The 13,025-nt window shown below is 64.5% G+C and carries 13 protein-coding genes; 3 read left to right on the forward strand and 10 right to left on the reverse strand.

Going from position 1 to position 13,025, the window contains the following annotated elements; all coding sequences use genetic code 11:
* Positions 1–113 precede the first annotated feature (113 nt).
* From ACK4R0_RS05210 to ACK4R0_RS05255, 10 genes are all read right to left on the reverse strand, one after another.
* A complete protein-coding gene (locus ACK4R0_RS05210; protein ID WP_409671628.1) occupies positions 114–602 on the reverse strand; it encodes a DUF59 domain-containing protein in 489 nt (162 codons plus the stop codon).
* Between the two features lie 5 nt (positions 603–607).
* A complete protein-coding gene (locus ACK4R0_RS05215; RefSeq protein ID WP_409671282.1) occupies positions 608–1,933 on the reverse strand; it encodes an aminotransferase class V-fold PLP-dependent enzyme in 1,326 nt (441 codons plus the stop codon).
* Positions 1,933–2,691 (reverse strand): SufD family Fe-S cluster assembly protein, encoded by a 759-nt coding sequence (locus ACK4R0_RS05220; protein ID WP_409671631.1) that lies wholly within the window; start codon positions 2,689–2,691, stop codon positions 1,933–1,935. The genes ACK4R0_RS05215 and ACK4R0_RS05220 overlap by 1 nt, the downstream gene beginning before the upstream one ends.
* A 223-nt stretch (positions 2,692–2,914) precedes the next feature.
* Positions 2,915–3,655, reverse strand: a complete 741-nt coding sequence (gene sufC, locus ACK4R0_RS05225) for a Fe-S cluster assembly ATPase SufC (RefSeq protein WP_409671285.1) — start codon at positions 3,653–3,655, stop codon at positions 2,915–2,917.
* A 1-nt stretch (position 3,656) separates the two neighbouring features.
* Entirely contained in the window at positions 3,657–3,944 is a 288-nt protein-coding gene (locus tag ACK4R0_RS05230; protein ID WP_409671288.1) for a hypothetical protein, read from the reverse strand.
* A 154-nt stretch (positions 3,945–4,098) separates the two neighbouring features.
* The gene (gene sufB / locus ACK4R0_RS05235) at positions 4,099–5,595 is read right to left on the reverse strand and encodes a Fe-S cluster assembly protein SufB (protein ID WP_409671291.1); all 1,497 of its coding nucleotides are present in this window, start codon (positions 5,593–5,595) and stop codon (positions 4,099–4,101) included.
* Positions 5,592–6,062, reverse strand: a complete 471-nt coding sequence (locus ACK4R0_RS05240) for an SUF system Fe-S cluster assembly regulator (RefSeq protein WP_409671294.1) — start codon at positions 6,060–6,062, stop codon at positions 5,592–5,594. Before ACK4R0_RS05240 ends, sufB begins: the two co-directional genes overlap by 4 nt.
* A gap of 328 nt (positions 6,063–6,390) precedes the next feature.
* Entirely contained in the window at positions 6,391–7,290 is a 900-nt protein-coding gene (locus tag ACK4R0_RS05245) for a hypothetical protein (protein ID WP_409671296.1), read from the reverse strand.
* Positions 7,291–7,494: 204 nt separating this feature from the next.
* Complete coding sequence (locus ACK4R0_RS05250; protein WP_409671299.1) at positions 7,495–8,472, reverse strand: diacylglycerol/lipid kinase family protein; 978 nt, start codon at positions 8,470–8,472, stop codon at positions 7,495–7,497.
* A gap of 6 nt (positions 8,473–8,478) precedes the next feature.
* A complete protein-coding gene (locus tag ACK4R0_RS05255; RefSeq protein ID WP_409671302.1) occupies positions 8,479–9,006 on the reverse strand; it encodes a DUF2141 domain-containing protein in 528 nt (175 codons plus the stop codon).
* A 128-nt stretch (positions 9,007–9,134) separates the two neighbouring features.
* Between ACK4R0_RS05255 and ACK4R0_RS05260 the strand changes: the two genes are divergently transcribed.
* The 3 genes from ACK4R0_RS05260 to ACK4R0_RS05270 are packed head-to-tail and all read left to right on the forward strand — an operon-like array spanning position 9,135 to position 13,008.
* On the forward strand, positions 9,135–10,346 hold the full coding sequence (locus ACK4R0_RS05260; RefSeq protein ID WP_409671305.1) for an LptF/LptG family permease: 1,212 nt from the start codon (positions 9,135–9,137) through the stop codon (positions 10,344–10,346).
* Between the two features lie 10 nt (positions 10,347–10,356).
* Positions 10,357–11,454, forward strand: a complete 1,098-nt coding sequence (gene lptG, locus ACK4R0_RS05265) for an LPS export ABC transporter permease LptG (RefSeq protein ID WP_409671310.1) — start codon at positions 10,357–10,359, stop codon at positions 11,452–11,454.
* Positions 11,455–11,463: 9 nt separating this feature from the next.
* Complete coding sequence (locus ACK4R0_RS05270) at positions 11,464–13,008, forward strand: lipopolysaccharide biosynthesis protein (RefSeq protein WP_409671313.1); 1,545 nt, start codon at positions 11,464–11,466, stop codon at positions 13,006–13,008.
* Positions 13,009–13,025: the final 17 nt, after the last annotated feature.

Below are 13,025 nucleotides of genomic sequence, written 5' to 3' on the forward strand. Positions count from 1 at the left end.
CGGCGACCGCTCCCCCTCACCCAGCTACGACTAATTCGCTTCGCTCATAAGTCTTCGCAATCGTGGACAGAGGCACGTGACTCTGTCTACCCCTCGGAGGGGAGAGGGGAAAATTACAGCATCCCCATCTCGAGCTTGGCCTCGTCGGTCATCTTGCCCGGATCCCAGGGCGGATCCCAGACCAGATTGACCTCGGCGTGGCCGACACCCGGCACGCTGCCAACCTGAAGTTCGATCTCGCCAGGCATCGATTCGGCCACCGGGCAATGCGGCGTGGTCAGCGTCATCGTGATGATCGCATGGCCATCGTTGACCTCGACGCCATAGATCAGCCCCAGATCATAGATGTTCACCGGGATTTCGGGATCGTAGATGCTCTTGAGCGTATCGATCACCGCCTCGTAGACTTCGCCGCCCGGCTCGCCGACAGCGACGTCCTGTGGCTTTTCGGCGAGGAACCCGTCGAGATAATCGCGTTTGCGCGCATAGCGCTCGCCCGCGCTCTCCGGCCCAGTGGTATCGATCGCCATATCGACGCGCGCCTTGCGCGGCTTTTCGACCGCATCAACCTGTTCCGACATGATCTTTCCCGTCTCGTTCATATCACTCATCCGAAAATCCTGCGTACCCGGTCGAGCCCGCGCACCAGCGCCTCGACATCATCGCTGTTGCTGTAGACGCCAAAGCTGGCGCGGGCGGTCGCGGGAACGCCCAGATGATCCATCAGCGGCTGCGCGCAATGGTGCCCGGCGCGGATCGCGACGTTCGCTTCATCCAATATGGTGCCGATGTCGTGCGGGTGAACCCCCTGCATCTCGAACGACAGGATGCCCGCGCTGTCCTTCGGCCCGAACACACGGATCGTGTTGATACCTGCAAGCGCGTCCTGCGCCTCGGCAACCAGCGCGCATTCATGCGCGTGGATCGTCTCGACCCCGATGCTTTCGACATAATCGATCGCCGCTGCGAGCCCGGCGGCGCCGACGATGTGCGGCGTGCCTGCCTCGAAGCGCTGCGGCGGCGGGGCATAAGTGGTGCGCGCAAAGGTCACGCGGTCGATCATCGCGCCGCCGCCTTGCCAGGGCGGCATCGCGTCGAGCAACGTCGCCCTGCCCCAGAGCACGCCGATACCGGTCGGGCCGTAGAGCTTGTGCGCGGAGTAGACATAGAAATCGCAATCGAGCGCGGCGACATCGACCGGCAGCCGCGGCACGGCCTGGCAACCATCGAGCAGCAGCAACGCGCCGACATCGTGCGCAAGCTTCGCCGCACCCTTCGCATCGAGCACGCTGCCGAGCACGTTCGAGACATGCGCCAGCGCGACCATCTTGTGGCGCTCGGTCAGCATCTTTTGCATCGCGTCCAGATCGATCTGGCCATCGTCGGTCAACGGGGCGACATCGATCTCGGCCCCGGTGCGCTCTGCCACCATCTGCCATGGCACGATGTTGCTGTGATGCTCGAGCTGGCTGAGCATGATGCGATCGCCGGGCTTGAGGTTGGCCCCGCCCCAGCTCGATGCGACGAGGTTGATCCCCTCGGTCGCGCCGCGCACGAAAATCGTCTCGTCCTCGCGCCCACCGATGAATGCGGCCGCCTTGCGCCGCGCACCCTCGTACGACACCGTCATGTTCGCCGAGCGCGCGTAGACGCCGCGGTGCACGGTCGCGTAATCGTCGCCATAAGCCCGCGCGATGGCATCGATGACATATTGCGGCTTCTGCGCGGTGGCGGCCGTATCGAGATAGTGCCAGGGCTTGCCCTCGGCGGTGAACAGCCCGGGGAAGTCTGTGCGGTGGTCGAGGAGGCTAAAGTCCCCCTCTCCTTTAGGGGAGGGGTTAGGGGAGGGGGATGCAATGTCAATGTTAGTGACATTCCCCTCTCCCAACCCTCTCCCCTGAAGGGGAGAGGGCTTTTTCGTATCGATATCCATCACACCAGCCCCTCAAGCGCAGCCAGCGCGCGCGTCTCGATCACTTCGCGCGCGGCATCATCCTCAAGCGATACGAACGCATCGGCGATGAACGCCTGCAGCATGAGCTTGCGCGCCAGCTGCGGCGGCAGGCCGCGCGCGGCCATGTAGAACAGCGCCTGCTTGTCGAGCTCGCCCACCGTCGCGCCGTGCGCGCATTTGACGTCGTCGGCATAGATCTCGAGCTCGGGCTTGGCATTGGCGGTCGCGGTGCGGTCGAGCAGCATCGCTTTCACCGACTGCGACGCATCGGTCTTCTGCGCATGCCGCGCGACCGCGACCTTACCGAGGAACGACCCGGTCGCATGGCCAGCAAGGACGCTGCGCACAACCTGGTTGCTGGTCGCATTGGGGTGCGCGTGGTTGACCTGGGTGACGACCTCGAGCGTCTGGTCGCCATTGCCCAGGATCGCGCCGCCCATCTCGAAATGCGCGCCTTCGTGCAACAGCACATTGACGCTCATCCGGCCATAATCACTATCGGTGGCGAGCAGGTGCAGCGCGAAGGTCGCACCCGCCTCGATCACGACATCGAGATCGGTGATCGACACCCCCGACATCGCTACCGGCAGCACGATCTGCTTGGCCAAGGTCTCGCCAGCCGCCACGGTAATCCGCTCGGGCCCCTGCGGCACATCGCCCCAGACCCGCGCCAGCGCATCGAGATCGGCATAGCGCCAGGCTTCGTCACGGCGCGTGGGGAGCGGGAGAGCATGCACGCTCATGACCCCTCTCCCATCAATCCCTCTCCCGTGGAGGGAGAGGGCTGCGAAGCCTTAATGAGCGCAGCGAATTTAGGCGAAGCTGGATGAGGGTAGCGCGGCTGCAAAGCAACGGCCGCCGTTAGCGCAGCCCCCCTCATCCAACTGCGCCTAGGCGACTGCGTCGCCAAGGCTGCGTATCCTTCCCCCTCGAGGGGGAAGGTTTGGGTTTGCGCACTCATCACGCCGCCGCCTCATAGCCCTGCTCTTCGAGCTCGAGCGCCAGTTCCGCGCCGCCGGTGCGCACGATACGGCCACCCGCGAGCACGTGGACGAAATCGGGCTTCACCAGATCGAGCAGCCGCTGATAATGCGTAATCAGCAGCACCGCGCGGTCGGGCTTGCGCATGATCGTGTTGATGCCTTCGCCGACGATGCGCAGCGCGTCGATGTCGAGGCCGGAGTCGGTCTCGTCGAGCAGGGCGAGCCTGGGGTCGATGATCCCCATCTGCACCATCTCGTTGCGCTTCTTCTCGCCGCCCGAAAAGCCGACGTTCACCGGCCGCTTGAGCATGTCCATGTCCATCTTGAGCAGCGCGGCCTTTTCCTTGGCGAGCCGGATGAACTCCGCACCGGAAAGCGGCTCTTCGCCGCGCGAACGGCGCTGCGCATTGAGGCTCTCGCGCAGGAACTGCAGGTTGGAAACGCCGGGGATTTCGACCGGATACTGGAAGCCGAGGAACAGGCCCGCCGCGGCGCGCTCATGCGGTTCGAGGGCGAGCAGATCCTGCCCGTCGAATGTCGCGGAGCCGTCGGTGACCTCGTACCCGGGCCGTCCGCCCAGCGTATAGGCCAGCGTCGACTTGCCCGCGCCGTTCGGCCCCATGATCGCATGGATCTCGCCCGCGTTGATGGTGAGCGAAAGGCCCTTGAGGATTTCGGTGCCACCGATGGTGGCGTGGAGGTTGTTTATGTTGAGCATTTTAGCTTTCCAAGCTGGATTGACGTTGTTTTCTGACAACCAATCCAATTATCGTTGCGGTAAATACCGAAACCGGCAGCAAGATAAATCCTTCGAACATACCGAAAGGGCTTATCCCTGCTAATGTCAGCGTAAGCAGAAATCCGAAGAAAATGACCTGAGTGCCAATCACGGAGAGAACCCAAGAGGCCATGAAGTGCCGCTTTGGCGGCTCATTTGCGAACACCCTCCATGCAACAGCGACGGGCAGCCCGACGATAATGACAAGCCAAAGGAGGTCGTTCATCATCACCCCACGCTCCCCTTAGGCGAAATCCTCCCCTGCAAGGGGAGGGGGACCGCGAAGCGGTGGAGGGGTGTCGCGCTATCGAGAGGGTGATACCCCTCCGTCAGGCCTGCGGCCTGCCACCTCCCCTTGCAGGGGAGGATTTGGGTTTGCGTAATCATCCGACCGAACCTTCCAGGCTGATCCCCAGCAGCTTCTGCGCTTCAACCGCGAACTCCATCGGCAGCTGCTTGAGCACTTCGCGTGCGAAGCCGTTGACGATCAGCGCCACCGCTTCCTCGGCGCTCAGTCCCCGCTGCATCGCGTAGAACAACTGGTCGTCGCTGATCTTGCTGGTGGTCGCCTCGTGCTCGATCTGCGCGGATGGATTGCGCACCTCGATATACGGCACGGTGTGCGCGCCGCACTGGTCGCCGAGAAGCAGCGAATCGCACTGGGTGAAGTTGCGCACGCCCTCCGCGCCCGGAGCGACGCGCACCAGTCCGCGATAGGTGTTGTTGCTGCGCCCCGCGCTGATCCCCTTCGACACGATCGTCGAGCGGGTGCCCTTGCCGTTGTGGATCATCTTGGTGCCGGTATCGGCCTGCTGGTAATTGTTGGTGACCGCGACCGAATAGAACTCGCCGACGCTGTCCTCGCCGTTGAGCACGCACGACGGGTATTTCCAGGTCACCGCGCTACCGGTCTCGACCTGCGTCCAGCTGACCTTCGAGCGCGCGCCTTGGGCCAGCCCGCGCTTGGTGACGAAATTGTAGATGCCGCCCTTGCCCTCGGCGTCGCCGGGATACCAGTTCTGCACGGTCGAATATTTGATCTCGGCATCGTCCATCGCGACCAGTTCGACCACCGCGGCGTGCAACTGGTTCTCGTCGCGCTGCGGTGCGGTGCAGCCTTCGAGGTAGCTCACATAGCTGCCCTTGTCGGCGATGATCAGCGTGCGCTCGAACTGGCCGGTGTTCTCGGCGTTGATGCGGAAATAGGTCGACAGCTCCATCGGACAGCGCACGCCTTCGGGGATGTAGACGAAGGTGCCGTCCGAAAAGACCGCGCAGTTCAATGTCGCGAAATAGTTGTCGCGCACCGGCACGACCTTGCCCAGCCACTTCCTGACCAGATCGGGATATTCGCGGATCGCCTCGCTGATCGACATGAAGATCACGCCGGCACGGCTCAGTTCCTCGCGGAACGTGGTCGCGACCGAGACCGAGTCAAACACCGCATCGACCGCGACGCGGCGCGCGCCCTCGACATTGGCGAGCACCTTCTGCTCCTCGATCGGAATGCCGAGCTTCTTGTAGACCTCGAGGATTTCAGGATCGACCTCGTCCAATGAGCCCAGCTTGGGCTTGGCCTTGGGCTCGGCGTAATAATAGGCGTCCTGATAGTCGATCGGCGGGACTTGGAGCTTGGCCCAGTCGGGAGTCTCCAGCGTCTGCCAGATGCGGAACGCCTTCAGCCGCCACTCGAGCATCCATTCGGGCTCGTTCTTCTTGGCGCTGATATAGCGCACGGTGTCTTCGGTCAGCCCCTTGGGCGCCATTTCCTGCTCGATCGCGGACGAAAAGCCCCATTCATAGGTGCTCGCCTTTTCCGCCGCCGCCCAGGCATCGGCGTCGCGCGTCTTGGTGTCTGCAGGGGTGCTGTCGTCGGTCACGTTGAGGTCCTTTCGCCGACCTTCTTGAGGTCGAGCGCATGTTCGGGGCGTCTGGGATCGGGGATATGCTGGCCGAGGCTGGCCAGGGTCACGCCGGCCAGTGCCGAGCGGATGGTGCGGTTGACGATCTGCCAGTGCGGGCGGACATGGCAGCTGCCCTCCATCGCGCAATCGCTGGCGTGCTCGCCTGCGCATACCGTGATCTCGATCGGGCCGTCCACCGCCTCGACGATATCGGCGAGCGTGATCGCAGCGGGTGGGCGCGACAGGCGGAATCCGCCGCCAGCGCCGCGCACCGATTCGATCAGGCCGGCTGCCGACAGCTTGCTCACCAGCTTCTGCGCGGTGGGCAAGGGCAGACCGGTTTCGGTCGCCAGAACCCGCGCATTGCAGCGGATACCACCGCAATGGCGCGCAGCGGCGCTCATCAGCACCACGGCATAATCGGCAAGACTGGACATGCGCATAAGGCTGGCCCGTTAATCGGAGTGAATCGTTCCGATTACGAGATGGCGGTTTTGGGCTGGAAAATCAAGGGTGAAGATGGAAGCACAAATCTCTCCCCTCTCGCTTGCGGGAAGGCCGCTAAAGCCCTCCCCCTTGATGGGGGAGGGTTGGGTGGGGGTGATCTCTCCGGATTGTGCGAAGGACGCGACCCGACGCCGCGGTACCCAGCCGCACCATCACCCTCACCGCTGCGACTAAGGCAGCAAGCTGCCAAGTCTCGCTGCCTCTCCCATCAAGGGAGAGGCAAGTTGGATGGCCGGCAGCGCTGCTCGCGCATCAAAACTTAGCCTACTTCACCGCGCCGCTTCTCAACAACTTCGGCACCAGGAACACCGCCGCCACCAATGGCCATTTGCGCTGCCAGGGCTTGATCGCGATCTGCGTGCCTGCATGCCGGTTGATCTTCCAGGCGAGGTAATCGATCCCGCCGGCAAAGGTGAAGCTCGCCTTGGCAAGCCGCGCCACGGTCATTCGCTTGCTGCGGCGCCTGAGCGCGGCCCATCGGGACTCGGCCTCGGCGCGGGGCATCGCGGCGATATCGGGATGTTCGCGCATGATCGCCTCGCCCGCACGGCGGTAATGTTCAGGCGCGAAGTCGACCACCTTGTCTGGCCGGTCGCCGCGCTCTGCGCGCAGTTCGGCGCCATAGGTGCGGGTGAAGCCAGTGCGCCATGCGGCCAGCGGATCGGGCGAAGCGGCATCGGTGAGCGGCGCGGCATGGCGCAGCAGCGTGACCGGCGCATCGCACAGCGCATTCAGCGCAGCATCCCGCGCGGCATCGTCCGCGCTCCACACCAGCCGCACCGGCTGGGCAAACCGCGCCCAGACCGAGACATCGCGCGCCTGCATCGAGCACGCACGGGCAAGGTCGGCTTCGGACAGCACGGCGTATTTGGCGGCCAGATTGGCATAAGCTGCCGGAAACACATTGGGCGGGATCAGTGCATTGGCGCGCGCCATCCACCCGGCCTTGCCTGCCTGGCGATAGGCCGCCGCATAGTCCGACACGATCACGTAGAAATCGAGCATCAGCCCATCGAGCTGCGCCTCGCGCAGGCACGATCCATAGAAGATCACCGCGCGCGCGGTATCGCCGAACGGGCGGGCGATCTCGGCGGCAAAGGCGCTGACGCGTGGGTCGACCGGCTGGTCGATCTCGGCAGCGATCAGGGATTTGAGAGAGTTCACACTACCGTCCAAGCTTTATCGTCATTCCCGCGAAAGCGGGAATCCCGCTAAACTGCGCGCCCCGCCAGCAGAAGCGGGACCCCCGCCTTCGCGGGGGTGACGATGTTTTGTACGTGTTACACCATCTGGCGAGAATCAAGGTTCAGGCCCACCCCGGCCTGGCTGCGCCAGCCCTGCCCCTCCCGCCTGCGGGAGGGGAGAAAATCAAGCCGCCAGGCGCAGGAACGGCACCGGGTCGGTCGAGCGCAGGATGATCGGCTTGCCCGCGCTGGCCTCGAAGATTTCGCCATCGAGCACGACGCGGCTGCGGCTGCGATCGCTGTCGATGCGGATCATGTCCTCGCGCGCCAGATGCACGCCGCGCCCGCGCCGGGTGCCGAAGCGGCCCATCAGCGTGTCGATCAGCAATGTGGTCAGCCCTGCCCGGTTGTGTTCGACCGCGATGAACTTCAGATGCCCGGTGGGCGAAGTCCCGCTTTCCGCCCTGCTGCCCAGCAGCAGCTTTTCCAGCGTCGTCACCATCACCACCAGGAAGCTGCCGTTGAGCTCCCCCTTTTGGAAATACGAGATGCGCAGCGCCGAGCGGGTGATCGGCAGGAACTTGGCGGTAAGCCCGAACAGCATGGTGAACAGGCCCGCGATCGCCGCGATGAAATGGCTCACCGAATTGGGCAGGCCCAAAGGATAGATCTTCTGGCGGCAGTACAGGATGATCTCGGCCAGGCCAGCGCCGCCCATGAACATGCCCAGCACCGGGCGGCCATCCTCGCCATCGGTCAGCGCGATCAGCTGGCGCACCACGATGTGGCTTTCCAGATCGTTGCGCGCAATGTCGATAATCCGGTCGAGCGTCGCCAGCGGCTTGCCGCTCGCGCCCAGATCGAGCGCGATCAGGTTGGTCTTGCCGTTGGGCAGCACCGCGACCGGCGGCGGGTTCTTGCCGAAATGGCTGCCATGATACAGCTCGGTCAGCGTTGCCTGCACCGTGCCGTCGCCGCCGTTGATCACCAGCACCTTGGGCTTGACCAAGGCGATGGCGCGCAGCGCGTCGGCGATCTGGTGGACCTCTTCGACCTCGTAATGGAAAATGTCCGGATTACGCGCGCAATAGTCACGCACCGCCGGCAACAGCGCCTTGTTGCCGGTGGAACGTGGATTGGAAATGAGCGCAACGAGGGTCATCGAAGTTTATCCTATCGGCTTGATCGTCATGCCCTGGCGGTAATTCAACACCACCTGGATACGCGTTACGCCGGAACCGACCCGGATAGCGGTCTTGTCTGCAGAAGGCTTGAGGCTGAGCAGCGAGAGCGAAGGGTTGTTGGAGAACCCGCCGCCATCGTCCCAGCCCGATTTGCCGCTGCCATCGACATCGTGGCGCACGGCAATGCCATAGGCTCCGGCCTCGGGCACGGGAACGCAGAAGGCCATCTTGCCGTTTCGCGGCGCGACGGGGGCATCGATGCGGTTGATCCACGCACCCTTTTCCAGCCAGCTGCTCTTGGTCGCAGGATAGGCCTGCACGCGAACGCGGCCGGTCGCGGCCTTGAACCCGCTCACCTCGACATGCACCGCAGGACCGGGCGCGCCGGCGCCGCATTTGCGCATGTCGTTGGAGATTTCCTGCCGCTGCGCGCTGGCCACAGGCACGCCCACTGCAAAGGCAAGAGTGCCTGCAGCCGCGATGGCCAGTGATTTTGCCGCAATTTTGAACATGACGTAATCAATCCCAGAAGCTATAGCCGGACCGCTCCGGATGGCGCGGTTTGGCTGATGAGCCCCCTTTACCCGTCTGCTTATGGGAAGCGTTTGCGGCCAAATCATGGTGACAGGGCGACAATAAGTTGAAATTCATAACCGCCACAGACGCTTATATCGCCCGTCTCGTGTTCTTTCCGCTGGTGGGTACGCTGGTCATTGCGGCCATGCTGCTGGTGCTGGACAAGATGCTGCGATTGTTCGATTTCGTCGCGGCCGAAGGCGGCCCGGTGAGCGTGGTGTGGCGCATGCTCGCCAACCTGATCCCCGAATATCTCTCGCTCGGCATTCCGATCGGCCTGCTGCTCGGCATATTGCTCGCCTTCCGCAAGCTTGCGCTGTCGTCCGAGCTCGACGTGTTCCGCGCGGTGGGCCTCAGCTACACCCGGCTGCTGCGCGTGCCCTATCTGTTCGCGGTCGCGCTGATGCTCGTCAATCTGGCGCTGGTCGGCTATATCCAGCCCAAGGCGCGCTATGCCTATGAAGAGCTGGGCTTCGAGCTGCGCTCGGGCGCGCTGGGGGCATCGATCAAGGTCGGCGAATTCACCCAATTGGGCGACCGGATGACGATGCGGATCGAGCAGAGCCGCGATGGCGGGCGCGAGCTTTTCGGCATCTTCGTGCGGGCAGAAAACAGCTCGGGCACATCGCTGTCGGTCAGCGCCGAACAGGGCAAGTTCCTCGCCACCGACGACCCCAACGTCATCATCCTGCGCCTGACCAGCGGCACCTTGATCCACGATGCGCCCAGCTATCAGACCCCGCGGGTGCTGACCTTCTCCAACCACGATCTGCCGATCGACCTGCCCAAGATCGAATCCTTCCGGCGGCGTGGCGGCGGCAAGGACCGCGAATACACCATTCCCGAACTGGTCCGCATCGGCGGCGATGCCAATATCCCGGTAGAGCAGCGCAATCAGACCCGCGCCAACTTCCATTTCCGCATGGTCGAGGTGGTGATGATGCTGCTGATGCCGCTGCTGGCGCTGGCGCTGGCGATTCCGCCGAAAAGATCGACATCGGCACTCGGCGTGTTCCTGTCGATCGTGATGATCGTGACCTATCACAAGATCAACGAATATGGCGAGGATGTGGGCGCGCTTGGGCTGGTCGATCCGATCATCGCCCTGTGGCTGCCGTTCTCGCTGTTTGCCGCGCTGATCGGCTGGATGTATTATCAGGTCGCGTTCGTCCCCGGCGGCCAGCCGATCGGCACGCTCGAAAAGCTGTTCGCCAAATCGGGCGCGGCGATCAAGGGGCTGTTCAGCTTTGGCCGCAAACGGTCGTTCCAGGAATAGGTGCGGCCAGATGCAGCTTGAATTCTTCCCTTCGCGGACCGTGGCCATCTATATGGCGCGCAAGTTCCTCACCAGCATCCTGGCGGTGGTGGCGTTGCTGTTCCTGGTGCTGCAATCGCTCGACCTGTTGGGCGAAAGCGGCAAGATCCTTGCCTATCCCGGCAATGGCCAGGCGCAGCTTCTGACCTATATCTCGCTGCGCGCACCGCAGATCATCGATCTGGTGCTGCCGTTTTCGGTGCTGCTGGCGACGATCATCACGCTGGCGACATTGAACCAGAACAGCGAAGTCGTGGCGATGAAGGCCTCCGGGCTCTCGGCACACCAGGTGCTGGCTCCGCTGCTGATCGCGGCGCTGGGCGTCTCGCTGATCACCTTCGTGTTTTCCGAGCGCATATTGAGCCGCGCAACCGCGACGCTGAGCGCCTGGGAGCAAGCCGAGTTCGGCCCGATCCCGCGCGATTCCAACGTCAAGGCCAACGTCTGGGTGCGCGATGGCGTCAACATCATCCAGGCCGATACGGTCGAGGGCACCGGCCCTGAGACCCGGCTGACCGGGATTTCGGTCTATGTCCGCGACAAGGAAGGCGGGCTTGCGCGCATCGTCACCGCGACCGAGGGCGTTTATACCGGCAGCGGCTGGCAGCTGACCGATGCCAACCAGTTCGATGTCGCCACCGGGCAGAAGCAGACGCTCGGCAACATCACCACCGCAGGCGGCGTGCGGCCCGACCAGTTCACCTTGAGCAAGGTCAATCCCGAGGGCATGTCGTTCCTGCAATTGTGGTCGGCGATCGAGGAGCTCAAAGAGGCAGGCCGTCCGACCGCCTCGCTCGAATCCAACCTGTGGCACAAATTGTCCGGGCCCTTGTCGGCGCTGCTGATGCCGCTGCTCGGCGCGGTCGCCGCGTTCGGGCTGGCGCGCTCGGGCCAATTGTTCATCCGCGCGGTGATCGGCATGGGGCTGGGCTTTGCCTATTTCGTCGCCGACAATTTTGCGCTGGCGATGGGCAATCTGGGTGCCTATCCGCCATTTCTTGCCGCATGGTCGCCGTTCCTGCTGTTCCTGATGGTGGGCGAAACCGTGCTGATCCGCACCGAGGAATAGGCCGCAGCCGTGGCGGACCAGCCCGCCGATCCTGTCGCTCCTGCAAACGCACCTGCCGTCACCCGCGCCGATGTCGCGAGCGGGGCTGCGCTCAGCGGCCTGGCGCGCGCCGGCGCGGTGATCGAGATCGTCACCCAGCCGGCGTTCGTGTGGATGTTCGGACTGGCGACGTACGGCACCTATATCGTGCTGTGGGCGGCGGTGAACCTGCTTGCGACGCTGACCACGCTTTCGCTGGCGCAAGGGCTGCAGCGCTCGGTCCCCGCCGCGACCAGCCGCGAGGCAGAGCACGGCGCGGTGCGTTATGCGCTGCTGGTCACGGTGATCCCATCCAGCCTGCTGGCGCTGGCGATCAGTCTGGCAGCGCCGTGGATCGCGCCCGCCTTTGCCGTCGGCCCGGACATGCGCGCCGCGCTGCCGCAGATGATCGCGCTGTTCGTCTGGACCTTGCCGATGACCGTCGCGCTGGAGATCGCGACCGCTGCCGCGCGCGCCAAGCGCGCCTTTGGCCCCGAAATCCGGTTGCGGATTTTCTGGGAGCAGATCGCGCGGTTGATCGTCGCGGTCGCGCTTTATGCGCTGGGCGTGCGGCTGTTCGGGCTGTTCCTCGCGCATCTGGTCTCGCTCGCGATCACCGCCTGGCTGTCGGTGCGGCTGCTGGGACGCTATTACGACCTCGCGCTGCTGTGGCGCGCACCGATGCCGCAGGCGTTGCGCCGCGACACGCTCAAGAGCGGGCTCGCGACGATGCCCCCCAATCTGGCCCGGCGCGCGTTCAACGATCTTCCGCCGGTGCTGCTGGGGCTGGCGTTGAGCGGCGCGGGCGGCGCGGTGGCCGCCGGGCTGTTCGGCATCGCGCGCAAGATCGCCTCGGTCCCGCTGATCGTCCGTCAGACCTTCCTCTACGTTCTCGCCCCGTTAAGCGCGGCGCAGGGCGCTGCCGACCGCGCCGAGATCGCGCCCTTGTACCGCTTTGCCAACCGTCTCGCGGCGATCATCGTGCTGCCGCTGACCGGGGTGATGATCGCTGCCGGCGATGCGCTGCTGATGTTGTTTTCTCCGCAGGCCGCAGCCGCGCTGCCGGTGCTGGTGGTGCTGCTGGTGGGTCGTGCGGGCGAGACGATCCTGGGCGCGGCCACCCCGATCGTCGAGATGACCGGCCACCGCATGCTGCCGCTCGCCAATTCGCTGGCCGGCATCGCGATCGCCGCCCTGGTCGGCTGGCTCGCCATCCCCGGGCTCGGCGCCACCGGCATGGCGCTGGCGGTGAGCGCGGGCGTCATCGTCTCGAGCTGGTCGGCGGTGGCCGAATTGTGGTGGAGCGAAAAGCTGGGACCCTTCGACAGCCATTTCCTGCGTGCGCTGGCCTGCGGCGTCGCCGGGCTGGCGGTGCTGTGGCTTATCGGGGTTGCGTTCGGCCACTGGCACATGGCCGTGCGCGCGGCGCTGCAGTTTTCGCTGTTCTTTCCGCTGGTCTGGCTGGGGCTGAAACTGGGCCTCGATGCCGAGGACAAGGCCGCGCTCGGCAAGGCGGGGCGGGTCTTGAGGGTCTGACGCCCGCGGATTTCGGC

This window comes from Blastomonas sp., from assembly GCF_046294995.1.
Taxonomy (GTDB): domain Bacteria; phylum Pseudomonadota; class Alphaproteobacteria; order Sphingomonadales; family Sphingomonadaceae; genus Blastomonas.

Coding starts and splice junctions, on each gene's coding strand:
- ACK4R0_RS05210 (WP_409671628.1), bottom strand. CDS start 602: ATGAACGAGACGGGAAAGATCATGTCGGAACAGGTTGATGCGGTCGAA.
- ACK4R0_RS05215 (WP_409671282.1), bottom strand. CDS start 1,933: ATGGATATCGATACGAAAAAGCCCTCTCCCCTTCAGGGGAGAGGGTTG.
- sufC (WP_409671285.1), bottom strand. CDS start 3,655: ATGCTCAACATAAACAACCTCCACGCCACCATCGGTGGCACCGAAATC.
- ACK4R0_RS05230 (WP_409671288.1), bottom strand. CDS start 3,944: ATGATGAACGACCTCCTTTGGCTTGTCATTATCGTCGGGCTGCCCGTC.
- ACK4R0_RS05240 (WP_409671294.1), bottom strand. CDS start 6,062: ATGCGCATGTCCAGTCTTGCCGATTATGCCGTGGTGCTGATGAGCGCC.
- ACK4R0_RS05250 (WP_409671299.1), bottom strand. CDS start 8,472: ATGACCCTCGTTGCGCTCATTTCCAATCCACGTTCCACCGGCAACAAG.
- ACK4R0_RS05255 (WP_409671302.1), bottom strand. CDS start 9,006: ATGTTCAAAATTGCGGCAAAATCACTGGCCATCGCGGCTGCAGGCACT.
- lptG (WP_409671310.1), top strand. CDS start 10,357: ATGCAGCTTGAATTCTTCCCTTCGCGGACCGTGGCCATCTATATGGCG.